Annotated in this window: 29 protein-coding genes and 1 pseudogene; 7 read left to right on the top strand and 23 right to left on the bottom strand. The window is 56.9% G+C overall.

Annotated elements, in window-relative coordinates; genetic code table 11:
* Nucleotides 1-70: 70 nt before the first annotated feature.
* Nucleotides 71-1,531 (top strand): response regulator, encoded by a 1,461-nt coding sequence (locus BLR57_RS15805; RefSeq protein WP_089699156.1) that lies wholly within the window; start codon nucleotides 71-73, stop codon nucleotides 1,529-1,531.
* Between the two features lie 39 nt (nucleotides 1,532-1,570).
* On the opposite strand, the pseudogene BLR57_RS15800 reads toward BLR57_RS15805, so the two are convergent.
* Nucleotides 1,571-2,427: pseudogene (locus BLR57_RS15800) on the bottom strand (IS5 family transposase).
* A gap of 228 nt (nucleotides 2,428-2,655) precedes the next feature.
* Here BLR57_RS15800 and BLR57_RS15795 point away from each other — a divergent pair.
* A complete protein-coding gene (locus BLR57_RS15795; RefSeq protein ID WP_342026232.1) occupies nucleotides 2,656-3,060 on the top strand; it encodes a HalOD1 output domain-containing protein in 405 nt (134 codons plus the stop codon).
* Between the two features lie 307 nt (nucleotides 3,061-3,367).
* Here BLR57_RS15795 and BLR57_RS15790 read toward each other — a convergent pair whose 3' ends face one another.
* From BLR57_RS15790 to BLR57_RS15735, 12 genes are all read right to left on the bottom strand, one after another.
* Nucleotides 3,368-3,922: a hypothetical protein gene (locus BLR57_RS15790; RefSeq protein WP_244510057.1), complete on the bottom strand. Its 555-nt coding sequence runs from the start codon at nucleotides 3,920-3,922 to the stop codon at nucleotides 3,368-3,370.
* The gene (locus BLR57_RS15785) at nucleotides 3,891-5,156 is read right to left on the bottom strand and encodes an RNA-guided endonuclease InsQ/TnpB family protein (protein ID WP_089699152.1); all 1,266 of its coding nucleotides are present in this window, start codon (nucleotides 5,154-5,156) and stop codon (nucleotides 3,891-3,893) included. The genes BLR57_RS15790 and BLR57_RS15785 overlap by 32 nt, the downstream gene beginning before the upstream one ends.
* A gap of 289 nt (nucleotides 5,157-5,445) precedes the next feature.
* On the bottom strand, nucleotides 5,446-5,607 hold the full coding sequence (locus BLR57_RS19495; protein ID WP_170830667.1) for a hypothetical protein: 162 nt from the start codon (nucleotides 5,605-5,607) through the stop codon (nucleotides 5,446-5,448).
* Complete coding sequence (locus tag BLR57_RS15775) at nucleotides 5,604-6,290, bottom strand: DUF6166 domain-containing protein (protein ID WP_089699150.1); 687 nt, start codon at nucleotides 6,288-6,290, stop codon at nucleotides 5,604-5,606. The genes BLR57_RS19495 and BLR57_RS15775 overlap by 4 nt, the downstream gene beginning before the upstream one ends.
* Nucleotides 6,291-6,361: 71 nt before the next feature.
* The gene (locus tag BLR57_RS19760; RefSeq protein WP_089699148.1) at nucleotides 6,362-6,580 is read right to left on the bottom strand and encodes a DUF8129 domain-containing protein; all 219 of its coding nucleotides are present in this window, start codon (nucleotides 6,578-6,580) and stop codon (nucleotides 6,362-6,364) included.
* Nucleotides 6,581-6,629: 49 nt separating this feature from the next.
* Nucleotides 6,630-6,908, bottom strand: a complete 279-nt coding sequence (locus tag BLR57_RS15765) for a DUF7389 domain-containing protein (protein WP_089699146.1) — start codon at nucleotides 6,906-6,908, stop codon at nucleotides 6,630-6,632.
* A 17-nt stretch (nucleotides 6,909-6,925) separates the two neighbouring features.
* Nucleotides 6,926-7,330 carry a DUF6166 domain-containing protein gene (locus BLR57_RS15760; protein WP_089699144.1) on the bottom strand — a complete coding sequence of 135 codons (405 nt, stop codon included), beginning with the start codon at nucleotides 7,328-7,330 and terminating at the stop codon, nucleotides 6,926-6,928.
* A gap of 77 nt (nucleotides 7,331-7,407) precedes the next feature.
* Nucleotides 7,408-7,803 carry a DUF7567 family protein gene (locus tag BLR57_RS15755; protein ID WP_089699142.1) on the bottom strand — a complete coding sequence of 132 codons (396 nt, stop codon included), beginning with the start codon at nucleotides 7,801-7,803 and terminating at the stop codon, nucleotides 7,408-7,410.
* 75 nt (nucleotides 7,804-7,878) lie between these two features.
* Nucleotides 7,879-8,244, bottom strand: coding sequence for a DUF7568 family protein (locus tag BLR57_RS15750; RefSeq protein WP_089699139.1), 366 nt, complete (start codon nucleotides 8,242-8,244; stop codon nucleotides 7,879-7,881).
* A gap of 3 nt (nucleotides 8,245-8,247) precedes the next feature.
* Nucleotides 8,248-8,739, bottom strand: coding sequence for a DUF7995 family protein (locus BLR57_RS15745; protein ID WP_089699137.1), 492 nt, complete (start codon nucleotides 8,737-8,739; stop codon nucleotides 8,248-8,250).
* 105 nt (nucleotides 8,740-8,844) lie between these two features.
* The gene (locus BLR57_RS15740; RefSeq protein ID WP_089699135.1) at nucleotides 8,845-9,285 is read right to left on the bottom strand and encodes a DUF8025 family protein; all 441 of its coding nucleotides are present in this window, start codon (nucleotides 9,283-9,285) and stop codon (nucleotides 8,845-8,847) included.
* Between the two features lie 84 nt (nucleotides 9,286-9,369).
* Nucleotides 9,370-9,750, bottom strand: coding sequence for a hypothetical protein (locus BLR57_RS15735; RefSeq protein ID WP_089699133.1), 381 nt, complete (start codon nucleotides 9,748-9,750; stop codon nucleotides 9,370-9,372).
* Between the two features lie 269 nt (nucleotides 9,751-10,019).
* Between BLR57_RS15735 and BLR57_RS15730 the strand changes: the two genes are divergently transcribed.
* A complete protein-coding gene (locus tag BLR57_RS15730) occupies nucleotides 10,020-11,648 on the top strand; it encodes an LA2681 family HEPN domain-containing protein (RefSeq protein WP_139173376.1) in 1,629 nt (542 codons plus the stop codon).
* Between the two features lie 150 nt (nucleotides 11,649-11,798).
* Here the strand turns inward: BLR57_RS15730 and BLR57_RS19755 are convergent, their stop codons facing one another.
* From BLR57_RS19755 to BLR57_RS15705, 5 genes are all read right to left on the bottom strand, one after another.
* Entirely contained in the window at nucleotides 11,799-11,987 is a 189-nt protein-coding gene (locus BLR57_RS19755; protein WP_089699129.1) for a DUF8012 family protein, read from the bottom strand.
* A gap of 141 nt (nucleotides 11,988-12,128) precedes the next feature.
* Nucleotides 12,129-13,013: a biosurfactant protein 1 gene (locus BLR57_RS19750; RefSeq protein WP_244510077.1), complete on the bottom strand. Its 885-nt coding sequence runs from the start codon at nucleotides 13,011-13,013 to the stop codon at nucleotides 12,129-12,131.
* 94 nt (nucleotides 13,014-13,107) lie between these two features.
* Nucleotides 13,108-14,034, bottom strand: a complete 927-nt coding sequence (locus BLR57_RS15715; protein WP_089699125.1) for a transcription initiation factor IIB — start codon at nucleotides 14,032-14,034, stop codon at nucleotides 13,108-13,110.
* Between the two features lie 154 nt (nucleotides 14,035-14,188).
* Entirely contained in the window at nucleotides 14,189-15,607 is a 1,419-nt protein-coding gene (locus tag BLR57_RS15710; protein WP_089699122.1) for an argonaute/piwi family protein, read from the bottom strand.
* Nucleotides 15,604-16,992 (bottom strand): hypothetical protein, encoded by a 1,389-nt coding sequence (locus BLR57_RS15705; protein WP_089699120.1) that lies wholly within the window; start codon nucleotides 16,990-16,992, stop codon nucleotides 15,604-15,606. The genes BLR57_RS15710 and BLR57_RS15705 overlap by 4 nt, the downstream gene beginning before the upstream one ends.
* A 165-nt stretch (nucleotides 16,993-17,157) precedes the next feature.
* On the opposite strand from BLR57_RS15705, the gene BLR57_RS15700 reads away from it, so the two are divergent.
* Both BLR57_RS15700 and BLR57_RS15695 read left to right on the top strand, forming a co-directional pair.
* A complete protein-coding gene (locus tag BLR57_RS15700) occupies nucleotides 17,158-18,027 on the top strand; it encodes a hypothetical protein (protein ID WP_089699118.1) in 870 nt (289 codons plus the stop codon).
* Nucleotides 18,028-18,039: 12 nt separating this feature from the next.
* Nucleotides 18,040-18,816 (top strand): hypothetical protein, encoded by a 777-nt coding sequence (locus BLR57_RS15695; protein ID WP_089699115.1) that lies wholly within the window; start codon nucleotides 18,040-18,042, stop codon nucleotides 18,814-18,816.
* 154 nt (nucleotides 18,817-18,970) lie between these two features.
* Here the strand turns inward: BLR57_RS15695 and BLR57_RS15690 are convergent, their stop codons facing one another.
* On the bottom strand, nucleotides 18,971-19,867 hold the full coding sequence (locus BLR57_RS15690; RefSeq protein WP_089699113.1) for a DNA-binding protein: 897 nt from the start codon (nucleotides 19,865-19,867) through the stop codon (nucleotides 18,971-18,973).
* 636 nt (nucleotides 19,868-20,503) lie between these two features.
* Here BLR57_RS15690 and BLR57_RS15680 point away from each other — a divergent pair.
* Together BLR57_RS15680 and BLR57_RS15675 are read left to right on the top strand one after the other, a co-directional pair.
* A complete protein-coding gene (locus BLR57_RS15680; protein WP_089699111.1) occupies nucleotides 20,504-21,427 on the top strand; it encodes an ArsR family transcriptional regulator in 924 nt (307 codons plus the stop codon).
* The gene (locus BLR57_RS15675) at nucleotides 21,424-22,236 is read left to right on the top strand and encodes a DUF6036 family nucleotidyltransferase (protein ID WP_089699109.1); all 813 of its coding nucleotides are present in this window, start codon (nucleotides 21,424-21,426) and stop codon (nucleotides 22,234-22,236) included. The genes BLR57_RS15680 and BLR57_RS15675 overlap by 4 nt, the downstream gene beginning before the upstream one ends.
* Nucleotides 22,237-22,308: 72 nt before the next feature.
* On the opposite strand, the gene BLR57_RS15670 is transcribed toward BLR57_RS15675, so the two are convergent.
* The 4 genes from BLR57_RS15670 to BLR57_RS19645 form a co-directional block, all read right to left on the bottom strand.
* The gene (locus BLR57_RS15670) at nucleotides 22,309-22,638 is read right to left on the bottom strand and encodes a DUF7558 family protein (protein ID WP_089699107.1); all 330 of its coding nucleotides are present in this window, start codon (nucleotides 22,636-22,638) and stop codon (nucleotides 22,309-22,311) included.
* Nucleotides 22,638-22,928, bottom strand: a complete 291-nt coding sequence (locus tag BLR57_RS15665) for a DUF8069 family protein (protein ID WP_089699105.1) — start codon at nucleotides 22,926-22,928, stop codon at nucleotides 22,638-22,640. Before BLR57_RS15665 ends, BLR57_RS15670 begins: the two co-directional genes overlap by 1 nt.
* A gap of 74 nt (nucleotides 22,929-23,002) precedes the next feature.
* Entirely contained in the window at nucleotides 23,003-23,548 is a 546-nt protein-coding gene (locus tag BLR57_RS15660) for a hypothetical protein (protein ID WP_089699103.1), read from the bottom strand.
* 67 nt (nucleotides 23,549-23,615) lie between these two features.
* On the bottom strand, nucleotides 23,616-23,997 hold a 382-nt coding region (locus tag BLR57_RS19645), incomplete at its 5' end, for a toxin-antitoxin system TumE family protein (RefSeq protein WP_244510056.1).

Here is a 23,997-nt window from a genome sequence, read left to right as displayed (position 1 = left end):
CGTGCTCCTTAAATACCATATTGTGTATGAAACGGCCAGAGTCACCCGGTCTGGACGACAATAGTCGGTGATGGCCGACAATGACTCTCCTCCCTCCAACAAGAAGAGAATGTCATCGCACCCGACAATCTCTGAATCGTCCTCAGTCTGTGTCCTGTGCGTAGACGATGAACCAGGATTAGCAGAGCTGGTGGGTACCTTTCTTGAACAGGCACATGGCAGCATCACCGGCGTGCCAGAAGAACGAGTGACTGAGGCGCTCGCGTACTTCGAAGAGCATGACGTCGATGCAATCGTGAGCGATTTCGATATGCCGAACCTGACCGGGCTTGACTTTCTCGAAGAGATTCGCGAGCAGGACCCGTCGGTTCCTTTCATCCTCAATACAGGGAAAGGGAGCGAGGAGATTGCGAGCGAGGCAATCTCGATGGGCGTCACGGAGTACATGCAGAAAGAAAGCGGAACGGACCAATACGCCGTGCTCGCAAATCGTGTTCTCAACGCCGTGGAACAGTACCGCACCGAACAGGACCTACAGGACGAACGCGCCCGTTTCCAGGCCGTCTTCAAGGAGGCGTCGGACGCGATGATTATTGCCGACGACGACGGCACGTACGTGGACGTCAATTCCGCCGCCTGTGACCTGTTCGATCGCTCGGAGGATGACCTCCTCGGGAAGACCGCGGCGGATTTCACCGATGATGACTTCAACTTCGACACCGCGTGGGATTCGTTTAAAGAGGAAAGGACCGAGCGAGGGGTCTTTCCCGTTGAACGCCCGGACGGTACAGTAGTCGTCGCCGAATACGCGGCGAGTGCAAATATAATGGACGGGAAGCACCTCTCAGTGCTCCGTGATATTACGGAGCGGCGGGAGTTCGATCGGAAGCTGTCGATCCAGAAGGAACGGTTGAACGAGTTCGCGGGCGTGCTATCCCATGACCTACAAAATCCGGTTCAGGTAGCCCAAGGGCATGTCGGTCACCTCCGGAACGGCGTTGACGATGGTGACCGAGAGCGACATCTCGACGCAATCTCTGATGCCGTTACCCGAATCGACCACGTAATCAAGGATGTGCTCGCTATCTCTCGGGAGAACAGTGATTCACGCGAGACTACTGAGGTCGAACTCTCAGCCATCGCAGCGGACATTTGGCAGCGCGTGAACCCTCGTGGAACGGATCCCGAGATCGAACCGGGACTCGTCGTCACGGCAGACGAAGGTCGCCTCGAGCGCCTGTTGACGAACCTCTTTCGGAACTCGATCGAACATGGCCGGCAGGCTGTAACGGTCAGTGTCGGACGACTCACCGAGGATGCCGGATTTTTCGTCGAAGACGATGGGCCCGGAATCCCGGTAGATACACGAAAGGCAGTCTTCGACTGGCAACACTCGACGAAAGACGGCGGCACTGGTATCGGATTGAAAAGCGTTGAACAAGCCGCTGAATCCGAAGGGTGGTCGGTGTCGATTGCCGAGGGGACTCACGGCGGTGCGCGATTCGAATTTCAAACCGACTCTCCTGTATAAGTGGCCGATGGACCCCCTCCATTCATCGGCACATTCTCCTTAGCACTTCTGACGACCACACTCATTCTGTGAAACAACGAGGCTTTGTTCCACGTTGTGAACGACACACTTGACGACGAGTTCACGGAACTGCTTCCACCAGCGGCGTGACCGCACGAACCCCCCAAACTTTCGTTTGATTGTCGCGTTGACCGTCTCGTTCATGTTTCTGCGATGGTAGAGGTCGCTGTCCAGTCGTGCATTCCACGCCTTGTGACGTGGGGTAAACTCCCGATGCTTGATGACCGGGCGAATATCGTGTTCGTGAGCAAGCCATCGGAGCGTCTGGTCGTCGTACCCCCTGTCACCAGACAACACCACGATGGACGCCACATTCCGTTTCACCATCTGTGGCGCGATCTGTCATCGTGTTTTCGTGTCGTCGTCACATGAGAGTCTAGAACGGCGTTGATCGCCGTATCCACCAATAGCGTCGTCTTCAACTGCTGGATGGTTATGTTCGCTCGCTTCGTGTAGTGAGATGAGGCGTGCGCCCGTTCAAACCCAGACGCATCGATGCCAGTGACACCGTTCAGCAGCAAGTTTCTAAGGGAAACGTTAAGCAGAACCCGCCAGACAGCCATCTCCAAGCGGTCGAATGCCTTACAGAGTGTCGAAGGTGCGGGAATCGAATCGAGATTGAGGGCGTCACGAATCCGAGGCATCTCGATGAGTTCATCAACCCGGTCGCGGTACGTGGTCGTCTTCTTCACCTTGAGATAGAGCAGGACAACGTGTTGCCGGAGCGTGAACCACTTCCGCGAATAGCGTGTCGAAAACCGTTTGACAGCACGGCGAGCCAACACCATAGCCTGTTCAACGAATCGAAGAAGCCGTGACTTCGGGAGAGCATCCATCTCCCTCTAGCTACTCACTTGTTGTGTTTGTCAGCAAGGGTTTCAACAAGGCCGATGAACTCGATGTTTCACAGCAAACCCTCGGTGCCCGCCTGCGACGAGGGAATCGCCGACTCATCGAACAAGCACTCACCGAGTTCGCGCTCTTGATTTCCTCGCGTGCCATTTAAATACTCTGTTGTGTATGAAACGGCCAGAGTCACCCGGTCTGGACGACAATAGTCGGTGATGACCAGCGATAACTCTCCGCCCTCCAACAAGATGAGAATGTCCTCGCACCCAGACCGAACACTCGCTCCCTCACGGAGTCTCTGTGAATTTGAGTCGATAGAATACCACGCGGAGGAAGATATCTGTCAGGCTCAATTCAGCACTACCGATGAAGTCGCGAGTATGGCTGTCGTAAGCGCCGTCGCAGCAGCCTCAGATACGGACTCGCTCGACATGGACCCACTGTACGAAAGCGTAGACATAGAGGCTCTCGATTCACTCGTCACCCCTCGTAGAGCCGTTGTCGGCGATTTACATCTCACCTTCGAGTATCAGGGGTACGAAGTCACCGCAAGTAGCTGTGGCAGTATCAAGGTCAAGCCCCTGCATGCCAGCACGTCTTCAGCAGCTGAAGACGACTAGCAACAGAGTGCGTGGGTACTGGTAATCTTGGTCCCGAATACCCGTTCCTGTGCCCATTGTGGGGCGGAGCGGATTGGTCGTTAGAAAAACAGTGAGGTAAAGAGCCGTCCGGAATGTACCAGTATCAATTATGGCGTTCTCAGTGCGGAGTGAGCGATGAATCCTCTATATTCAGCACGCCGATTTCAACAGATAGGAAATCTGCAATGACGAGGAGTATGCAAGACTTCTGCGAATTCCTATAACGCGAACGAGCTGGATTCCTCGGCCGCACTCGTCGCGAAGTGATCGATAGTCGCTTTCTGAGTCATGCTGACCACTGCTCAACTGTCGTTTGTGTGCTATCGTGACCACTGGATACCTCACACACGAATCGCCATTTCGGCGTCTCACGAATCGGCTTGTCCGGTCGATTCCCTGCTTGGCCTGTCCCCGTCTTTCCCGTACAGCGCCAACCCTTGGCCCGGAGTGCTTTCACCATTGATCCAGAGTAATCCGCTCGAACGAACGTCAGGAGGAGTCGAATCCCGCGTCGACGTGCTTCACGCCGAATGAACTGATCCATCGACCGTGCAAGCGCTGCCGATGCGAGGTTTGGGAAGTCGACACCGATACAGATGCGGGCTGCCTCGACGATCTCGTCGCCTTCGTACTGGGTTTCATCGAGATTCAATGACCGGATGAGCGGGTGTCGCCACGTAATCGCGCCCATGAGCTGTCCTTGGTAGCTCAGACCGTTATGAACCAGGTTCGTGAGTGGGACATCGTCCATGTAGGAATGATGGGCCTCGTGAACTGCCTGGGGGTCAAGCCCCGAGGCTTCCCGTGGGTTAGTCGGACACTCCCACTCGACCATCGGCATGATAGCCTCGAACGGTCGGGTGGGTCACGGTCGGCTGGTTCACACAGCCCGATACCTGCCGTCGCAGTTTCCGAATATTCGGCAACGTCTTGAGAGCAGGTACATTTCGATTCAACGACTCCAACCCCTTCTTCGCAATATTTACTGCCGCGTTCCGGTCAGCGTGGTCTTGCCGACCACACGCTTTGCACTTGAACCGCTTCTTCCGGCGATTCGACCGAGCCGTATGCTCACACCCCGTAAAAGAACAGGTCTGACTGGTGTAAGCAGGGTCAATATCATCGCTTGGAATCCCCTCGAACGCCGCTTTGTACGCGACGAACGAGCGGAGTTTGTGAAACGGCAACGAGTGCAACCGACGATTCATCCGAGTGCCATAGTTAATCGACTCTCGCATATGCTTGAGGTCTTCAAACACAACGAGTGGCGACTCGAATTGCTGAACCCACTCCACGATTCGCCGGGAGACTTGGTGGAGTTGGTCGTGAACGTATCGCTCCTCTTTGTTCTCAAACACGCGGTCGAACGCTGTCTGCCCTACGTTCTGCATCCGTTTCCGCATCGTGAAGTACCGATGACGCTCTTGCTTGATTTCCGGGTAGTCGATAACCACTGAATCAACGAAGTCGTCTTCACGAAGGGCGGCAAGCGCCACACAATCCTCGTTGATATCCACGCCCACAATGGTTCGAGCGTCCTGTTTGTCGCAGACTGTCGCTTTGAGGTGGGTAACGTTGACGTGCAGTTCGTGGTTGCCGTTGCGAACCATCGCTTCTGCTGTTCCAACACGCCACTTGTCGCTTCCGAGGGCTTGTTCGAGAAGTTCGAAATTGTCGGGCGAACCACGGAGCGTGCCCTTGACCGGATTGTACGGTTTGGCACTAATTCGGTAGTGTATCCCGCCGTCTTCGAGTGTGAGACTGTAGCCTTCGGTGAAGTTCATTCGCAACGGGTATGGGCCAGTTTTCTCGTGACTGGGCATGTTGTAGTCGTCTCGGTCGTAGGATTGCTGAAGTGCCTCTAACGACTTTGCGACGACTCGTTGCGTCGTATTCTTCACGAGGTCTGCCTCGTCTTCGAGACGGGGTGAGATGTCGTTCCAGTCCATTCCGTTTGTCGCTAACTGAATGGTCTGGTTGTACACCCATCGTGCTTCGTGATACGCCTCAGAGAGAAGTCGCCCGTCATCGGGTTGGAGTTGGAAGACGAGTGTCTTCGTAAGCGACTTCTCCATACGCTATTCGACGTACTCGGATGTTGTAATGGTATGGGTTATCATTGATAGGTTGGGTATTCTCGGCTTCACCCCCGAGGTCAATCCTCGGGGCACTCGCCTTGCTTATCTGTAGATTGCGCCAGCGACGTGTTGGGGAATCGTCTCGATTTTGACTCGCTCGGCGAATTGTAGTCCAAGCGGCGCCGTGACCGGTTCGCCGTCGCGATGGATCGGACAGTCACACCCGCCCGACGCCCGTGTGAACTGAAACCCAGTCCGTCAGTCCCATCATCGTGGTGGACGCTGGTCATGAATCGTCGCGCCCCGCCGAGACGTCTGTGCTCTCGGTTCTCTGACGTTCCTGCTTGTCGTTGTACCGCTCGAGTTCGTGGCCGATGCGCTCCAGTGCCTCGACGGCGCGTTCGATGAGCTGGTAGGTGGCTCGGGAGAGGTGGAGGGTCTCTATCACGCATCCACCTCCGGCTCGACGAGGTCGTTGCTCTCGGCAACGAGTTCCCGCACGGCAGGAGCAGGATTCTCCTCAATCGGAACGGTACGTATGTCGAGCGGAGCGGGATACGCACGGTCGCCCTGCGCACAGAGCAGGAGCAGCCACTCCTCGGTCCCTTCACCAAGGACGACGTAGTGGTCGATGTCTCGCCGCTGGAAGACTGTCCGTTCTGACCGACTCACGGCACTCCAGTTTACTGGAAGTGACGGGGTTGGCGTTCCACCATCCGGCGTGAGTGCTTCGTGCTTGGTTACGCCCGCGAGTGCGGCTTCGATGTCGTCGCCGGTGAGATGCCAGCAATTGGCTGGTCCACTGCACTCCAGCTGGCTCACCACGTCATCGCGGAACTGGATGTAGTGCTGGGAGGCGACGGCTTCGTCGTCGGTGTAATCGAGGAGGAGTCCACAGGCGAGCTGTGCCGAACCGCTGCCAGTGTCGCCCCACTCGAATCCCGGCCTACTCTGTCGTACGAGATCGAGGCTTCGGTCGGGGGCGAGTCGCTCGTGTTCGGTGAGGTTGAGTACGACTGGTCTGTCGTCGACGCGCATCCCCACATACTCGACGTGGTCTCTGTTCGTCGGGCAAGGGTCGCTCGCAGTCTGTACGTCTGTTCTGGGATCGTCCGTAGAATTCGTCTTCATGTGTCGAACGCGGGAGGTCGAACACCCCGCACCCCTACCGGGGGTGAAAAACAGCCTCCACGAGCAGTGATTCAGTCTTTTGAACGGATTTCGTCGGCCTGTTGCTTGAGCTGGCGAAGAATCCGAACACGCTGCTGATTCGCGTTCTCGTACGCGACACACGCTCGCAGCGTCTCCATATCGTGAATCGTCACGATTCCCGCATTGATGAGTCGCGAGTTTGGTGGTTCGAGTCGCTGTGCTGGCGACAGTCCGTTCGAATCTCGTTCTTGCTCTTCTGAGTTGCTCACTGATGATCGACTCCGCTTTTTCAGAGGCGAAATAGACCGCACCTGCTCGCTACTCGTCGTCTTCCCCCGGTTGGATCTGGCGGGCGTCTTCGGCGAGGTCGTGGATGTATCCCCGAAGGGATTCCATGTCCTCTCGGGCATCCTCAAGCGTCTTGCCTTTCGCTTTCGCGATCACCTCGTCCTGATCTCTGGTGCCGGTTCCCCGTTTGAGCTTCACAGTGAGGGAGACCCCGACATCGCTTCGCTCGACGTACTCAGTTGGTTCCTGTCGCTCACTGTTATCGGTCGATTCTGCGTTCGTACGGGACTGCTGGGTGGATTCTGGCATGGATTGTTCTCTGACTGTTAGTTGACGGACGGTGCGACTGGTTCGTCGACTGTCTCACGAAGGGCCGCATCTATCTCGTGTCCTGTGAGTCGCCAGCGCTGTTTGGGACCACTACACTCCAATCGGCTCACTACTTCGTCCTTGAACGCCATGTACTCCGCCAGTGCGACGTCCTCGTCGTCAGTGTAATCGAGCAGGAGGGCGAGCGCGAGTTGCGCTGGGCCACTCCCCCTGTACCCCCATTCGAAGCCCGAGGGACTGTGGTTCGCCAGCTCGAGACTCCGATCTGGGGTCAGCGGTTCGCGACCAGGATACTTTTCGACGATTGCGCGGCCTCGCTGTCGGTAGCCGACGTAGACGACGTCGGTCTCATCCGAAGTGTGTGACGCTCCAGATGGCTGTGAATCACTTGTCCAACTCATAGTTCTGTTCGCGGGGTGCTCGTTCGAACACCCCGCACCCCTCAGGGGGTGAAAAACTCCCCAACGAACGCCTCTCCTTAGGCCAAGTGAGACACCTCAGCAGCTTCTTCGATGTCGTTGAATTCACCGCGCTCGACCGGCTCCCAGTCGTCGCTGGGTTCCGGACTCCACCAGTCGACCTCGTAGGCACCTGGTGCGCCGAAAATTTTCACCCTCGCCGACCCGTCAGGCAGGTCGCGACGAAGTTTTTCGTCGACGTGGAGATTCCAGGTCGTGGCAGTATCGAAGCAGGCGAGCACGGCCTCCTCGTAGCCACGATCCTCTTGCGACTCTTGGAGTTCCACCTGTGTGTTGCAGTTCTTGCAGAACACGCCCTCGAAGGGGATGTAGCTGAACACCTCGTGCCCGCAGACGGGACACCAGAGGAACTCGAACAGTGCTTCGCTGTGACGGTCGATGACGTCCAGACTCATCTGTAGATCTGGTCCGTTTGACTCGGGCCACCCCTCCTGCCCCAGAAAAACGCTACCGCTGGACGTCTTGTGACCTTAGCGTTCAGCGCCGTAGACTACCTTCGAGCGAGCTTCGTAGCCACAATCGGGACAGTCGAACCAGCGCTGTACCTTCGCCCCGTCAGATGCCTTCTCACCGACGAGAACGTCGTCGTTCGGGCACTCAGGGCAGGTCAGCTCAGGGAGTGGTCTGTCTCGGAGAGCGTCCCGAAAGGCTGTCACCTGCTTCGTCTCGAAGCCACGTGACCAGACCGGATAGCCGTCGACGAGGATTGCTGCCCGCCACTTGTACCGGTAGGAGTCCGGTGCACGGTGGAGAACGGCTCGGGCTCCAGTATCGGTGTTTCGATACGCAAGCGACGGTGAGCGACTCTCCCGTGTCCAGTTTGTGATCCGGGACATCGGTTAGAAGTGGACGTCGGCGGGGACGATCCAGAGGTCTTCACTCTCTTCGAGGATTCGATCCAGTTGTTCGCGATGCCGGATGCCGGTCGCGTGCTGGTCGTACAGGAACACCGACGGCCCGTCGTACGCACCGACTTGGTGGAACGCGTGCCGAGCGAGGTCCTCATCGCGCATGATTTCCTCGTCGGAGAGTTCGTCGATGGCTTCCTTTACGCGTTCGAGATTGCGCTCGAACTCTTCTTTCGTCGCTTCCCATCCTTGGTCGAGTAGGTCCTGCCCATCGTTTGAGTCGACGGGGGCTGCAGCCGGTAAATCGCCCCACCGCGCTTTGCCTGCGACCGTCGTGTTCTCCTCGTCGAAGGTCACGTAGTAGTCGAACACGGCGGGGGAATGCGGGCCTGCGCCCACCAGTCGGTCGAACACTGCTTTGCCGGTGGCCACTGCGTCATCTCGCGTCGATGCCTCTACCAGAGCGTAAATGACCATATGCATCGGTTTTCACCTTCGTCTGCCGACGCACGCGACTGCACACTGCCTCGCTACGTGATGCGCCGGCACCCATCGCCGGCGCTCAAAAAATAGTACTGACGATGCTGGCTAGACGTTCTCGATCTCCGACTGGCAGTCCTCCTCCTCGACGGTGATCGTCAGGTCTCCACTCTCGTAATCGGCCTCGAACTCAACTGAGAACGTATCCGAGTTGTAGGCGGCGTGGTACGCACGATGTCGCTTGAGCGACCCGGTCGCCTTGAAGTGGAAGAAGGCAGCAGCTGTGTACGGTTTGCTTGCTGTTTCGATTTGCGCTTCGACTGATGCTGGGAGTGCGATGTGCGGCGTGTCACTGTCGATTCCGGCGGCGAAGGCTCGAGCTTCGTCGACGCTTGCTTGCGAATGTGCTGGCGTCTCACCGGTCAACACATTCACCGGTATTTCCGTCTCGTCTGTGAATAGTACGTCTTCGAAGGTGTGAGTGCCAAGAACCGCGTCGGGGCTCAGCTCACACTCCTCAAACGGATCGTTCGATGGTTGTTCAGACATTGAATCACGAAGCCCTGAATGGGCTCAGTCATTCTGGCCCAGACAAACAGGACCCTCGCATCTCGCGGGGAGACTGATTTTCAGCTACTCCTCTATCGATTTGAGAGTGCTGAGGTCCGCGTGGAGGACCTCGCCGTCGCGAACCACGTATCGCTTTGCCAGTACCGGGAACCGGCATTTCGTGTACCCCGCGGTCTGGATGTCGAGTTCTTCACCGGATTCGAGATAGTTGGCCAGCTTTCGGAGGAACTCGTGAGTGACGAGACCACCATCGTAGTCTGGAAGTCCATCCTCACGAGTTTCGTAGATCTCGAAGGCGTCGTAGCCCCAGATGATGAGCTCTCCTTCTTCGTCTACTTCCCAATTCAGGGTCCCGAAGCAATGTGCTTCGCAGAGCTGGCGGACTGCCTGTGCATCGGTTACGGTCGCGCCGGTCGACGTCGTCGCTGCTTGGAGTGTTGCCATTGTTAGTCCTCGAGGGCACTTTCCTACCCCCGCACCCCTCTAGGGGCGGAACAAAACTGACCCCGAGGCTCTGTTTAAATAGTCATCCGGTGACGGCTCGTTGAGGCCATGCTGATTAGAGCGCGCTAATCGTTCAGGTCCACTCCTGCGATCGACTTCTCCTACGAACGTTTCTATCTTCAGGAACACGGCATCGCTTATTATGACGATATCCGCAGTATTCTTCATGTGGACCGAATCGCATCCCGTAGCTGGAACCACTAGAACCTATGACTGACAATCCGCTTGGCGATAACCCGAATGAAACCCTCCTCGAACTGAACGAACAAATAGTGACAGACCCTGATGGAGTCTACAAGAAACTCTTTTCAATCAACTCTATTGACGACTTCGCCGACGCACCTGCACTCAATATAATTGGACTTCTCGTAGATGCATCAGGGGACACAGGCAAAAAAGACGGGATCAACCACGCAATAGACCTCGCTGAAGAACTACTGGATCGCGACTTACCACCAGGACACAGGTCCCGCATCCACTACGATCTTGGTAACGCATTTTCCCATCTCAGACGACTCAACGCAGTTGATAGCGGATCATGGTGGTGGGAAAACGACGACTTGGAACAAGAGATCTACCACTTCAGAATGGCCCTCGACCCAGACGGAATCGCGGAAATTAGAGATATCGAGGCCTGTAAAACCTACACGAACCTTGGAAACGCTCTCTCCGAGGTTGGCCGTGTAGTTGAGGCTATCCGCTGCTGGAATCACGCGCTAGAAATTGATCCCGCCTTCGCACAGGCAAAAGGTCAGAAAGGCATCGGTTTCCACAGCTATGCCCGAGCACACTACGACAACGGACATACAGCCACCTTTCTCCGCGCTGCGTATGAGCAATTAGACGAGGCAGTAGCAGCTGACGGCCTCTTCCCCCCGATGAAGGAGTACTTTGAGGGCGTTCAGCAGCACATCGCCGACCAGTTCAAACCCGGCGTCCTCGACGAAGAAATGGAGTTTGAGGAGTACTCATTGGGTGATTCTGACGAGGAAAAGAAGTACCGTCAGTGGTGTTTAGAACAAACCCTGTTTCTGAATCCACTCAATGATCTCGGAGCGAACTCCATCGCTGCACAAGACATCCTGCATCTCGGGTCAGTCTCCGGCGAAGAGAGCAGCAAAATCGTCTCATGCGTCGGATTCTACAATCAAATGAAACAGGAGTATGTATCGGCACGATACCTCCTCTATGAGGGTCTCTACAACGATGAACCCCACTTCTCAGATAAGGATGTCCGCTTAGAGAACACGCTCGACTACCCTGTCTACTCGTTCAACGCAGAGAAAGTCCGGATTGCCATGCGGATGGCCTACTCGCTCTTTGACAAAATCGCCTCCTTCATTCAGTACTACTTCGACCTCTCTCACATTCCCTCGCACAAACTCAACTTCGGGAACGTCTGGTACAAATCCCAGGGGCGGAACAAGCTAGCACCTGCATTCGATGGGCATGAGAACTGGGCACTTCGAGGATTGTTCTGGTTGAGTAAGGACCTCGAGTTCTTCAGTGAGATGTACGTCGAATCCTCAATGGATCCCGGAGCAAAGGAACTCAGAGATACTCGGAACGAACTTGAGCACGGTTACTTGAAACTCCACGAACCGATGTGGGTCGGTCCTGATGCCGAATCGAGGCTTCGGGACGACCTAGCTATTTCACTATACCGGAGTGACTTCGAGGAATTATCTCTTAAGAGCCTGCGGAAGGCTCGCTCAGCTCTCATCTACCTGTCCTTAGCGATCCAGTGGGAGGAACAAGCGAAGAATGAAAATCTCGATGATGATGAGATTCTGGCACCGGTGCGTCTCGGTCACTGGGAGGATGAATGGAAACGGTGAGCTGTGACTAAGATAATCCGTCTGCAGGATGACGATAGCGTGCTGAATAGACGCTCTACATTCAGCACGCCACTCCTATCGATATGTGGGGATTTCAACAGAGCCGACTGGAAGAGAAGCTGAACCGACGCTGTTCGACCGATCCTTTCTTCAGGATTCGGCCTTGGTGTTCGATTTCTCCGAAGGGCCTGGTCGAGTGAGTAGTCCCACCTGCTCCAGACGCGTCGTGGCCTCAACGATTCGCTCTCGGTCGGGAGCGTCCAGTTGCTCGATATCGATGCTGTTGAGGTTGCTGAGCGCGCGGTGCAGTCGGTATCCTGGTGTGTCTCGTGGGTCCATGATGTACGCCTCCGCCTACTTCTGGCGCAGAAAAACGAAGCAGGTACGCTGATGTCTCCCGCTGAAGTCCTGCACCAGACTTAACCAACAGACTTCGTGCAGTCATCCTATGTTGGTTAAGGCGTTGTTCAATCGATTATCCTACTCGGGGTCTGGTCCGTGACGAGGCGACTGACACACCTGGCACTCCCACATTGGCTGGCCAGACCACTCGTCAGCTGGGAGCGACTCGAACTCCTGGAACTGATGCTCGGTCGTTCGACCACACTTGCGACAGTCAAGACGTGTTTTCGAGGGGATGTTGGGCCGACGATCCTCTGAGTGCTCGTCGTCGACGGAACGCTGAAGTGCAATCGCTGGCACTAACCAGACGTCGCTCTCGGCTTTCTCAAGTAAGCCTGTAAGCCGACTTTCCTCACTAACGTCGTGCCCTCCCTCGTCGTAGAGGAACGTCGTGTGCGCCCCCTCACACGACGACTGCGTCGACTCTGTCTGTTCCGTGCGCTTACGAGCGGTTGTGAGTAGCTGTTCACCGCTTTCAGAGGTGACTCGAACTGCTTCGGGGAGCGAGGGCCACTTGTCGGTCAGCTGTGCGGCAGGCTTTGTATCGAGGTCGTAGAGCAGCTGGCAGTCGTCAACTACTGGATCCCTATCAGCCTTCGTGAGGAGTGTGGCTGCAGCAGCACCTTTCGCGACGGCGGCGTAGAACGTCGACGCTTCGACGAGCAGATGGACGACGTGGAGTAGTGTCCACTCAGTATCCGGGGTGCGACTATCGTCGGTGGTTCCATCGAGATGATTCGAGAGGCAGAACCGACACTTGGTACGGTTCGCAGGAATCGACGCACCACAGGAGGAACATTCGCTCCGTGTCGATCTCGTTCGATCTGGATACGAATCCGGCCTTTCTCTTCGCTGTCCCTCTGATCGCCCAGCGTTCCCTCGTCCAGAAAGCTCGTCGTCGGGAACGCGAGTCGCTTCACCAAGTGGTCGTAGTTCCTCAAAATCAGACTGACGTCCATTCATAGAGTCGTCTGGCAGCACCTTCCCTCGTCTCTGTATTTAAATCTCAGCCACCAACGCCGAACTCGAATCGGCACAGAACTCGCAGACAGCGTCTTCAGACCGCCAATTCGTTCAGCGTGTCTCGATGCGACCGGATGGTCGTTGCAGTGACGCTCGCCACCTCCGCCACTTCCGCCTGCGTCAGCCACCGTCCCTCTTCGCGACCCGCCTTGTACAAACAGGCCGCTGCGAATCCTGACGGTTTGACACCCGACGCGGCTCCTGACGATTCTGACTGTTCAGCCAACCTCCGAGCCCGCTGTCGGATGTACGTTGGAACATCGAGTTCTGACGCGAGACGGGGGATGTATTCACTCGGGCGAACCGGCTGAGTCGGGAGCCCAAGTTCTGTATTCAGCGTCTTGTACGCATTCGCGACTCTCGATTGTTCGACGCGTGCTGCGTCGACGACGTCGTCGAGTAACCGCGTGTGGCCGTTACAGCGACAGGCCCCGTGGACGCTTGCTGCCGCAATTGCCTCGATTGATCGGCCTCGAAGCAGGTCTTCGTTCTGAGCGCTCCGGAACAGCTGACACGCCTGGTCACGGACCGAATCTGTAAGCTCGAGGGCGCTGGCGATTCTTCGTACTTCACCCAGCCCGTGTGCGAGGTTTCGCTCGGCTTTCGACTGGAACCGACCACGATTCTGTTCCCGGCGCATTCGGGACAGTCGCTGGCGCTTTTGCCCAGAGAGTTCGTTTCCGTTCGCATCTTTCCTGCGACCGATCTCCGTCGACAGTCCCCGGTCGTGACGTGCTGCAGTCAGTGGAGCGCCCGTTCGCTTTCGCTGGTCCTGATCATGAGTTCTCCATTCCGGACCGCGGTCGATTCGTTGTTCGTCAATAACGAGTCCACAGTCCTCACAGATGGTTTCGACTGAGTTGGTAGTGACTCGGCCACTGCACTCGGGACATTGGTTTGCGTTCGATTCCGTTTGGACGTCTTCGTCGAAGCTCGTTTCGTAGATATCTCTCGTCGCCATGTGTCTCACCGGAGTACGGGGAACTCGCCTCAACACCGAGCCCCTCACCCATCGAGGGGCATATAAAAATCAACGCCTTGGAAGTATCCAACTCTGATCTGATGAACTGAGACTACTGAATATGGGTTGACTCGGCTTCTATCAGCCCGACAGCCTACATATAGTGGTAGTAATGGATGTCTAGACGAGTATTTTGAGCTTCGGCCTCAGCAAGGATGTTCCCTACGGCATCTGAGATCCCAATCGTGACTGGGAGCTTTGTGCAGAAGTCCGACGTGTTCCAATCCAACTTCGTGAATGCTAGCATTTCCCGACACAGCTTTTGCGGTGATGAATCACTGACCTCTGGATCTGGTTTGACCACGATTGGCTCCGGGATATTCGAAGCCGGGTACGTCGATAACGCGGGGATGTATCCCTTCGTGTACAGGTAATGTTCTTCGTGGTTAGGGGCGGAGAGCATAGTTCCTCGAAGTGCCGGATAGATCCCGGAACTCAAAGCCCGAACCGGATGTCGCTCTCGCACCGTGACGAAGTCCATCAACTCGATACTCCCCGCACCTTTGATGAAACCCTCACGCTCGTCTTCCCAGAATTCTGACCGCTTGTGAAGTACCAACCGTCGTGGTTCTGTCTTTTTGTGACTACGATAATGCCTAAGAATTTTTTTGACTAGCTGTTCGGCGTCTTCCTCTGCGAGATGGTTGTTGCCTGGCCCGTGTTTTTCTCCTTCGACGGGATCGCCTCGAAGGATGAAGTTCTCCCCTGTCTCCAGGAATACTTGAGCCATCGCAGTCCGAGTTCGAGATTTGTCACCGCCTCGTTCCTTGTAGAAGGAAATCCCAGCAAAGCACGTCCCATCCTCCAACTCGGTTAGCTTCCAAGGATGGCCTCGTTGCGCCTTGTAGAGTGTTCCGACCGCGATGTTCCATGCGATTTCGGATTTGTCTTGGACGTCCTCACCGCGGAGGGTCTTCGGCTGCATCAGCTGCGTCGGCAACCCTACTTCCATCCCTAGTAGCTTGATCCGGTTGTGGAAGTCGCTGGTCTCTGACTGCATCCGGGCATGGTCCTGGTGGGATGGAGTGCAGGCGTCCCACATCGCTTCGGGAATCGCGATGAACACGACGTCAGGTGGCGTCTCCTTGGCGTACAGGACTTCGAGGTTGATCTTGATGATCTCGACGGCCTCTTCCAACCGATCTTTCCGGCTGCGGATCTGTTTCAAATCCCGTATCTCGCCTCGGGTAATCGTCTGCCGCCACCGCTTCTGCGTGTTGAACGTGAAGTTCAGCGGTGACCGCTCACCGAGGCCAGGGAACGGTGGTTTCCACCGCTTCGACTTGTCTTCGTCCGCGGTGATCGCCAGCTCCATGTCGCTAAACAGTTTCTCAAGGCCGCCGAGAGACCGACCAGACCCGATGTACCCGATGTTGATAACCTGGTGCTCGGATTTGCCGGACGGTGTTCTCGGCCCGTATTTCATCAGCCCAACTCGGGGATCGATGGCTTCCTCGCTGTCGGCAAACATCAAGCCGGGTTCGTCGAGGACCTCAGCGGTGAAACCGGTCATTGGAACTCCCCCAGCCACTTGTTCTGCATACTGCCGTCCCGTTCGTCGGTGTCTCTGGGTGGCCTTTTGTTGACTTCGAGCATCACGGGTTCTGTCCCGATGTCCAGATCGTCCTGTTTGGTGTCGCCGTAGTCCAGGATTTTCCACCAGTGATTGATCCGGCTCCGTGTTTTCCTGTTGTTCCCGTGTCGGCTGGGACTGAACCTGTCGTGCAATGGCTTGGCTTGTTCTCCGGTGATCCGGTTCTCTTTCCCGTTGGTGGTAAATAGGATCGCTGGCTTCAGGGTCAGGAAGTACTGCCCCGAGTATTCGAGGATGCCAATACGGAGTGAGTGGTGCCGGAAGAATGGAGAGTCTCCGTCACCGAAGTATCGGGTGACCTGTCTGCCCTCTTCCTTCCGTACTTCCTCGTCAGGGTCTTCATGCGGGAAGTAGAGGTGGTAGTCGCTACGGTAGTTTATCGCGATGCAGCCACGGTCTTCACCCTTGGAGAGAACAACGGCCCGGATCAGTCGTTTCCCGATATCGGCGTTCCTCTGGTCGGCCTCTACCCACGACCGGAACCCGGTCTCCTCGACCGTATCCGGGTTGATGAACTGTTTGACCGCTTTCGGCATATCCTCTGGCGGCAACAAGCTGTACACCTTGTTCGACTTGAACCACGTCGGCACCGTGAAGGGCCTGAGCTTGAATGCGACCTCCTGGGTCGCTCCCTCCACCTGGTCTCCGATATACAGCGTTTCAGGGTACTCTGTTATTTCGACGAGGTTGGTGGTCAGCTCTGTCCTGCCGGTGATTGGTTCGGCCTCGCGCTGGAAGAAGTCCGGTTTGAACCGGTCGTCTTTCTCGAACTCCTCGATCTTCATCAAGAGCGAGTCGTAGTCGGCTTGGTAGACGTGAGTGTCACTCAGAAACTCCTCGAAGTCGTCCATCGGATAGCTCTTGATCTTCCTTCGGTGGTCGTCCGAGAGTTTGTCGTTCTCGCACACCCGATCGTAGAACTCTTGGATTGCTTCGTCGGTCTGCTTGGTGACATCGAAGATTTTCCGCCACTCGTTGAAGTTCTCGAGGTTCCGCCCGAAGATGGCCACGTCGAACCGTTTCTCAGGAGGCCGGTCCATGTAGTGGAGGAAGTACTTCCCCATCTCCTCCAGAAATTTCTTCCCGTGTCGGCGCTGGTCCGTCCACTTGAGTTCGACCCAGACCTCCCGGTCCCCTCTGATCTCTGGGAGTTCATATTTCTGATCGACAAGGCCGCCATGGGTAGGCGATGTTTCGGTGATGTAGTACCCCATCGCCTCCATGTACTCTTGGACCTTGTCACCGTAGATCTCCGAATTTTTCGCGAGGGCTTCGCGTTCGCCTAGGAGGTTGGTGAGCGCCACGTTATGTTGAACCTCGCAATACAGTTCCTAAATCATTTCGTCGTAATGAACAATCAATACTCGAACCAAGAACAGAATGCCTAGCTGTGCTTCTGAAGCTTCACGATTCAGATTCACCTTTTTCAATACAGTAATTAGATGGGCTGTTGATATCTTAGAATAAGTATGACCTCTACACTGAGCGTAGGGGAGGTAACGGCCCTTCTCTTGGATGAAAGATTCTACTCAAACCCACTACGCCCGAAAACCTTCTACAAGCTGCTCTACTTTGCTGACAAGGAACTTGAGGATGTAGGGTTGGACACCGATATCCAGCATTTCTGGTACAAATTCGGAACGATGGCGAAGACTGGTGGATCCCCAGTTACAATCGACTGGAGCGACGATGCCCGAGAAGTTCGGTGCAGCCTTTCAGCTTCCCAGGTCTCTCTTCCTCCTGAGGAAGAAACAAAGGCCCGTCTCGCACTCTCCCGAGCACTCAATCGGCTATATGAACAAAACACGGAGGGATTGACTGATGAAATGTACGAGGACGCGCCTTACGACGTCCAGCGCCACTACCGAAAACTCGACAAACAACTCAGTGACGCTATCGACAACAAACCTGATTATTCTGAGGTAGACTCCAGCCAGGAAGCAGTCGTGGATACAGTCTTCGATATTATCGATACCTTCCCAGTTGATGACTACCCTTGGATTGAGCAGGATCTCGATCTCTGGTACTCGGTTCTAAGCGCTGAACTTGACGCAGAAGAATACAGGCCCCAAAAGGCCCTGAAAGTCTCTGACCTGTTCTGGACCATCTTTTGCATCGACTTGGCCCAACGCGAAAACACGGGCCTGACTCCGGAAGAAATCGCTGAAGAACTTGACACTCAAGATCTCGAAGGCCGACAAGACGACATCCGGAAAGAGCTCCAACTTATCGAACGAGAACGCTCCCGCCTACACACAGATTTGGACGAAAACGATGTAGTATCGGAGGCCGCTAACGGAGTTGCAATCGCCCTTCTCGGACTCTCCACCGCCCCTTAACTACAATTCCCTATGACTCGGTACTTCGTAGACACCAACTGCTTGCTCGGACTCACTTTCCTAAACGACCGGTGGTACCCCGAAGCCAAACGCCTGTTCGACACCGACAACACGATCTATACCGGGAAGAACGCAGTCTACGAATACTGTTCAAGTACCGAGCACAACAGTCGACGAAACGCTGACATCCGACTCGAACGGGACGAAGGGCTGTATGGGGAGAAGCGGGCAAAGCTCCGATTGAAGCTGCGACAGTTCGGGAAGAAGCTGCAGACCTATCGTGACGACGAGCTCGACATTGAGACGGTGATGGACGAGTACGTCGACCGCTTCGACATGAAGGAGTCCGAGGAGAAGGAAGTACGGCCACGGCTCCAGAAGTATTTTGAATGGCACTTCGAGAAGGAAGGGGAGATTTCCCGGCGGACAGCTCGTGAGGCCGCTCGAAAGCTGAAAGATGTCCTGATGGAGAGGTCGATCAAAAATAAGGATCAGATTGAGGCTCGCGTATATCTGGAGCCGGTGCGCGACCGGGAGTATCCGGACGTCGAGAGACGGCTGAAGGAGTGGCCAGTCCGAATGAAGAACAACGCCGATATCGCGCTATTGTGCGATGCGGTATTCCTGAAGGAGGAAATCGGCATCAGTCACTTCGTCACCGGCGACTTCACGGATCTCTACTCGAACCAGCAGTGGATTCACGAGAACCTCGGATTTAGCGTGCTGTACTTGCTGGAGACGTTCGCAGGTGAAGAAACATCCACAGCCTCACTCGATTTGGACAATTAGAGCAGTACATCGGGCTGAGTTCTTCGCCACGAAATTAGAGCTGATTCTATAGGTCGTGGCTGCGCGCGCAGCGAAGCGAGCACGGAGCGGAGGGTGGGGAGGTGGGGTCTGGGTCGGTCCGGCACGTAGCAAAAAAGAAGGGTGCGACGACTGGCTATTCCCACCACCGTCCGCGCTCTGGGAACATCACGGTGCTCCAGCCGGTCAGAGCCACCGAGACGCGCCCATTGTACCAGTTCTTCGCCGCTCCGTGAATGCGAACCGTCTCACCCTCATCGATCCAGGGTTGGTCACTTGCGACCCAACTCGTGAACTTCGTTCGCCCGCTTTCGTCCTCGATGAGTCCGACTTGCTGAATTGCCGCGGAGTCGCTCTCCCACAGCTGCGTCACAGTACCTTCGATGCTCACCTCTTTGCGATTGACGTCCTCGAGCTTTCCGATGGGAACCACCTGCCCCGGCGCCGTCTGCAACTCCTCGAACACCCCGACGACCGCGCTCATCAGGTCTTTCCCACCGACGACAGCTTCACCCAGCCGCCGACCAATCGCTGCTCGTGACCAGCCATCCAGCTTCTTCGCCAGCCGCATCGACTGCTTGTTCACCGCCGCCAACTGCTCCTGCGTGAGTTCTGCACGAGGATCACCTCGTTCCGGGTCAGCCATCGGGTTCACGCTCGCCGCCCGCTTCTGGAACTCTGCACGCCGCTCAGCGCTCCGCTTCGCCGCGATGTCTCGCGTCCGCTTCTCCCGACCTTCCTGCGTCCCCAGCTCTGCCTGGGCACTGATGCGCTCCAGTTCAGCTTCCCGCGCCCGAATGCGCTCTTCCTGTTCGAGGGTCGCACCGTAGATCCGCTCGTCGCTGGTGTCGACCATCCCGTCCGGGTGGTTCGCATCGACCTTTGCCTGCACCTCCATCTGCACCGTCGCCTGGAACTCCGGCGTCTCATCGACGACCTCGAAGCCGTCTTCGTCGACCGCCGCTTCGTCCGCTTTTTCGAATGCCTGTTCATCGACCGAAACCTCATTACCAAAGACGTTCTTACTTGACATTGGATCTCACTGATCCGAAGGCGCTCACGCGCCCGACACCGCGATGCCCTTACATCGCGGTTCTTCGACGACACCGACCGACAGAACCATCTGCGCGCTCTCGCTCGCGCCTTCGCGAGCGCCCCCTGGGGCGCGAGCGAGAGCGCGCCATAGGGAGGCCACCCAACCAGCACCGCGCGCCGACCCGCCCGGAGCGAGCGTCCAGCGGAGTAAGCGTGGGGGGTGAGCAGCCACGCCGCGCAACCCCCCGCGGTTACCCGCTGGCGTCGAGACCAGATTCACTTTAGCCCGGAACGGGCGCGGGCGGTGCGGAGAGCGCCCGCATGCCCGGAATGGTCGGTCGCGAGCGACGCGGAGGGCGGCAGCGGCGAGCGGGGCGGGCCGTAGAGAAACACCGTTCAACCACTCTCGACGCTCAGTAACCCAGCCGCCATCCTGGCGGACTCAGAAAGGGCGAGGCCGTCTCGGTCGTCCCCCGGCCCCGCAAGCACCGCAGGCACGAGGAGCGCAGCGGTGGTCGCGGGATGCCGAGCGGCCGAGGGCTTTCATCCGTTATGCCTACATCCTCGACAGAGTCAGCTCTGCGTTGCAAAATACCGAAGCGATTTATATATTGGTTCGCTAGTATGCAACAGGATGCTCACAGAAGGTGAGGTTCGCGCCCTTACAGCCCTCCACGGTGAGCAGACGGTCTCTGAACTCGCGACGAATCTCGATCGGAGTCTCAGCTACACCTCAGAACTCGTCGAGCGACTCGAAACGACTGGCCTCGTCGAGACACGTCGACAGGGGAAAACAAAGCAGATTCGACTGTCGGACGCAAAGGCCCTCGAGTTACTTACGGATCTCACACAGGAGTATCCACACATCGACTGGCCGGAGCTGTTGTCAGGGGCTGCCCTCTGTGTGTGCTACTACCTCGACATCCCACGGACCGCGACCGAACTCGCACGCCGCGCCGACGTCCACCGAAGTACCGTCCACCGTGCGCTAGCCCCGCTTCAGCATCGCGGAATCGTCTACCAAACTGACGACGGGGCGTACGCACTGAATGATGGCTTCGAACCGCTGAGCGTATTCGCTCGTGAGCTTGCCCATCACGTCCACCGCCAGACTGTCGAAGCACAGACCGACACGTACTCGATTCTGTGGGAATCGCTTGACGAGTTCCTTGTACAGACGACGACTGAGATCGCCGACGAACACTTCATTCCGACAGGTCCAGACCAGTTCCAGCGATACGGTCTCCCGCTGTTGGCACGTGATCGTCGGTACTACCTTTATTCGGAGGCGACGAACGAGCTCTCGCCGGAGACATTGTGCTGCCACATGCTCGTAATCGATTCGGGCGCACGGACGCAGTCATACTGTCTCCTCCTGCTCAGTCACGTCGACATCGACCGCGACGAACTCCGAGCCCAAGCCACCAAGTACGGCGTCGACGACGTCGTCGACGACCTCTACACGTATCTCGACACCAGCGGTGCCCAGCGGACGTCGCGACTCCCCGAGTGGGAGGACTTCCAGGAACTGGCTGAGGAGTACGAGGTGGCGCTATGAGGGCGAGGTTTGATAGTTCATACATCCGGTCGGAACTCGAGCGCATCGGCCAGCAGCTGGACAACCCACTTACTGTCTTCTTGATTGGCGGTGGGTCGATGGCCTTTCGCGGACTCAAGGAGACGACCAAAGATATCGACCTCATCGTCTCCTCCGGCGACGATCTGAGTCAGCTACAAGCGGTGCTCCTCGAGTTGGGGTACGATATCGTCCGGGAACCGGACGAAGAGTACGAAGAACTCGGTGCCCAGCGTATCCTCGAGAACGATGACGGGTGTCGTATCGACATCTTCAACCAGCAGGTGATTGGCAAGCTGATTCTGTCTCCAGGCATTCGTGAGCGGAGCGAACGCTATCTCGACCCGGGAAATCTCGTGGTCGAACTCGTGAGTCCAGAAGACATCTTCCTGTTCAAAGCGGTTGCCGGTCGGGTGGACGATATCGAGGATATGTTCTCGTTGATGCAGACCGGCCTCGAGTTCGACGTCGTCGAAGCGGAACTTGAGACGCAGGTCGAACTCTTGGACCAAGAGCTGTTCGTGACGTACATCAACGAAGCGCTGACTGACCTCACCGACCAACACAACGTGACGACACCGTTGCACGACCCCGTGGCGGAGATCACCGAGCGCGTCTACGAGGAGTTGGAGGTGCTGCACGCGCTTGACGAACCGAAGTCGGTGGCTGACCTGCAACAGGAGCTTGATTGGTCTGCAGCGGACGTACAGGAGATTGTGAGGCGGCTGGAAGCGAAAGACGCCGTCGCGGTAACCGATGGGCGCGTCGAACGTCGCTCAATGACGATCTGATCTTGGTGAAGAGGGAGCCGTGCCTACGCTGTGAGCAAGTTTCCACCCTTTCTGACCACCTCCGACTCCGACTCAAGACTCACTAACGAGATGTTCCTCGAGGTCGCGTGTCCAGTACGTCGCCAGTCCGCCTGGGCTACACTGCTCGCACAGCTGTAACGGGCCTTCGAGATGCCCAAGTTCGACGCGGAACCGCGTGAGCGCTGCAAGTGCGTCGACGACGAGCCCGCACCCGTCGCAGGCATGATGATCGCAGTGGTTGGGATCCGACTCCGTCTGGATAGCGCAGTCGACACAGATCGGGTGGGTGACCCGCTCATTTGTTCCCCAGGTATGCGCCTCGCCAGTCTCGGTGCCGGGTGGGGCGTCGCAGAAGGCACAGCCAACGAGCGTCTGCTGCATCACTCGGCTTCCTCGTCGGCACCGCGGGCGGCCGTCCAGCCACGGTGGAAGACGACTAGCTGCGTCGTCGAGTCGAAGGCGGTGCCGCTCGGTTCGTGAACCAGAACGCGGTCCTCGGGAACCGTAGTGATGACGTCCGCGTCAATGAGCTCGCTGACCAGGTACTGGGCCGTTTCGTCGTCGACGTCCGCCGTGTCGATGCCGGCGACATCGCGGTCCTGGGCGAGCAGTGCTTTCTCGAGCTGTTCGTAGTCGGCGCTTGTGTCGTCGTGAATATCGGGATCAGCCATGGTGAATCACGTTGCACACGCTGTCACGCGCTGCACGCCTCGCGGCGCAGACAAACAGGTCAGGTCGTACGGCGTCAGTCCGGTCGCGGATCTCGATAGCCGATGACGGCGACGTCGTCGATGAACAGGACGCCCTTCATGAAGTCGAGCTTGGTCAGGCTGTGCTGGTAGAGGTTGTCGGATCCTCGGTAGTTCACCGGCACGACCAAGCATCCGAACTCGATCTTCGGCCGGCCGCCCTTCTTGGTGCGGTAGCCTTTCTGGAATTTGAGCAGGTCGTCGCTGATGTTCTTCCGCTCACTCTTCTCGACCTCGATGGCAATACGCTCGTCAGCGTTGTACAGATCGACGCTGTAGTTGAAGTCCAGATGCGACCAGAGTTTGCAGTTTGGGTTGTAGCCGCCGGCGGCGTCCCCCTCGTACTCGTACTGGGGTAGTGCGTCAGCAATTGAAGCGTCAAATGCCCCGATCTCTTTGTGCTTTGCCGTATCCTCGAAGACACTCGTTGAAACAGCTTCGACGGCAGACCGGATCGCTTCCAATGTGTCGTCCGGAAACGTCTCCGAAGAGGTCTGTGAGCGCCGGTCGCTTAGGCGGGTGACGTGCTCAACGACGACCATTCTACCTACTCATTCACAATGGGGTGACAAAATCGTTCGCGATACAGGCTCACCTTTGGGACATCCCTTACTCACTCCACAGGGCCGCTATCCGGTCTTCAATTTCGTCGAGGACGAGCCGAAGCACGTCGCGATGGTCAGTCGGCCACGAAGCGTCGTCGCCGGGGGTGGGGGCAGCCGGTGGAGGGTGGAAATGGTCTCGGGTATTGTGGGGGTTGGGGTGACGATCCCACCGACATTCCCAGGAGCGGTCTGACTGAACCTCCCGGTAGTGAATTTTGAAGTCGTCGTTCGTGTACCAGCGAACAGCCAGCGTCGCCTCCTCGACGGAGTCTGGATAGTACGATGGTGTGAGTGTCACACGAAGTTCGAGATGGCCGCCCGCGTCGGTGATGAGTGCTGTTGCGACCTGACCCGTTGCTCGAAGACGTGTTTGCAGGAACTCGAGT

It is taken from the genome of Halogranum gelatinilyticum (assembly GCF_900103715.1).
GTDB classification, from domain to species: Archaea; Halobacteriota; Halobacteria; order Halobacteriales; family Haloferacaceae; genus Halogranum; species Halogranum gelatinilyticum.
Note: the sequence above shows the minus strand (reverse complement) of the source record. Positions and strands in the feature narration are given on the sequence as shown.

What these genes read in the sequence shown, in the direction of transcription:
- BLR57_RS15805 (WP_089699156.1), top strand. Translation starts at nt 71, where the DNA reads ATGGCCGACAATGACTCTCCTCCCTCCAACAAGAAGAGAATGTCATCG.
- BLR57_RS15795 (WP_342026232.1), top strand. Translation starts at nt 2,656, where the DNA reads ATGACCAGCGATAACTCTCCGCCCTCCAACAAGATGAGAATGTCCTCG.
- BLR57_RS15790 (WP_244510057.1), bottom strand. Translation starts at nt 3,922, where the DNA reads ATGCCGATGGTCGAGTGGGAGTGTCCGACTAACCCACGGGAAGCCTCG.
- BLR57_RS15785 (WP_089699152.1), bottom strand. Translation starts at nt 5,156, where the DNA reads ATGGAGAAGTCGCTTACGAAGACACTCGTCTTCCAACTCCAACCCGAT.
- BLR57_RS15775 (WP_089699150.1), bottom strand. Translation starts at nt 6,290, where the DNA reads ATGAAGACGAATTCTACGGACGATCCCAGAACAGACGTACAGACTGCG.
- BLR57_RS15765 (WP_089699146.1), bottom strand. Translation starts at nt 6,908, where the DNA reads ATGCCAGAATCCACCCAGCAGTCCCGTACGAACGCAGAATCGACCGAT.
- BLR57_RS15760 (WP_089699144.1), bottom strand. Translation starts at nt 7,330, where the DNA reads ATGAGTTGGACAAGTGATTCACAGCCATCTGGAGCGTCACACACTTCG.
- BLR57_RS15755 (WP_089699142.1), bottom strand. Translation starts at nt 7,803, where the DNA reads ATGAGTCTGGACGTCATCGACCGTCACAGCGAAGCACTGTTCGAGTTC.
- BLR57_RS15750 (WP_089699139.1), bottom strand. Translation starts at nt 8,244, where the DNA reads ATGTCCCGGATCACAAACTGGACACGGGAGAGTCGCTCACCGTCGCTT.
- BLR57_RS15745 (WP_089699137.1), bottom strand. Translation starts at nt 8,739, where the DNA reads ATGCATATGGTCATTTACGCTCTGGTAGAGGCATCGACGCGAGATGAC.
- BLR57_RS15740 (WP_089699135.1), bottom strand. Translation starts at nt 9,285, where the DNA reads ATGTCTGAACAACCATCGAACGATCCGTTTGAGGAGTGTGAGCTGAGC.
- BLR57_RS15735 (WP_089699133.1), bottom strand. Translation starts at nt 9,750, where the DNA reads ATGGCAACACTCCAAGCAGCGACGACGTCGACCGGCGCGACCGTAACC.
- BLR57_RS15730 (WP_139173376.1), top strand. Translation starts at nt 10,020, where the DNA reads ATGACTGACAATCCGCTTGGCGATAACCCGAATGAAACCCTCCTCGAA.
- BLR57_RS19755 (WP_089699129.1), bottom strand. Translation starts at nt 11,987, where the DNA reads ATGGACCCACGAGACACACCAGGATACCGACTGCACCGCGCGCTCAGC.
- BLR57_RS19750 (WP_244510077.1), bottom strand. Translation starts at nt 13,013, where the DNA reads ATGAATGGACGTCAGTCTGATTTTGAGGAACTACGACCACTTGGTGAA.
- BLR57_RS15715 (WP_089699125.1), bottom strand. Translation starts at nt 14,034, where the DNA reads ATGGCGACGAGAGATATCTACGAAACGAGCTTCGACGAAGACGTCCAA.
- BLR57_RS15710 (WP_089699122.1), bottom strand. Translation starts at nt 15,607, where the DNA reads ATGACCGGTTTCACCGCTGAGGTCCTCGACGAACCCGGCTTGATGTTT.
- BLR57_RS15700 (WP_089699118.1), top strand. Translation starts at nt 17,158, where the DNA reads ATGACCTCTACACTGAGCGTAGGGGAGGTAACGGCCCTTCTCTTGGAT.
- BLR57_RS15695 (WP_089699115.1), top strand. Translation starts at nt 18,040, where the DNA reads ATGACTCGGTACTTCGTAGACACCAACTGCTTGCTCGGACTCACTTTC.
- BLR57_RS15690 (WP_089699113.1), bottom strand. Translation starts at nt 19,867, where the DNA reads ATGTCAAGTAAGAACGTCTTTGGTAATGAGGTTTCGGTCGATGAACAG.
- BLR57_RS15680 (WP_089699111.1), top strand. Translation starts at nt 20,504, where the DNA reads ATGCTCACAGAAGGTGAGGTTCGCGCCCTTACAGCCCTCCACGGTGAG.
- BLR57_RS15675 (WP_089699109.1), top strand. Translation starts at nt 21,424, where the DNA reads ATGAGGGCGAGGTTTGATAGTTCATACATCCGGTCGGAACTCGAGCGC.
- BLR57_RS15670 (WP_089699107.1), bottom strand. Translation starts at nt 22,638, where the DNA reads ATGCAGCAGACGCTCGTTGGCTGTGCCTTCTGCGACGCCCCACCCGGC.
- BLR57_RS15665 (WP_089699105.1), bottom strand. Translation starts at nt 22,928, where the DNA reads ATGGCTGATCCCGATATTCACGACGACACAAGCGCCGACTACGAACAG.
- BLR57_RS15660 (WP_089699103.1), bottom strand. Translation starts at nt 23,548, where the DNA reads ATGGTCGTCGTTGAGCACGTCACCCGCCTAAGCGACCGGCGCTCACAG.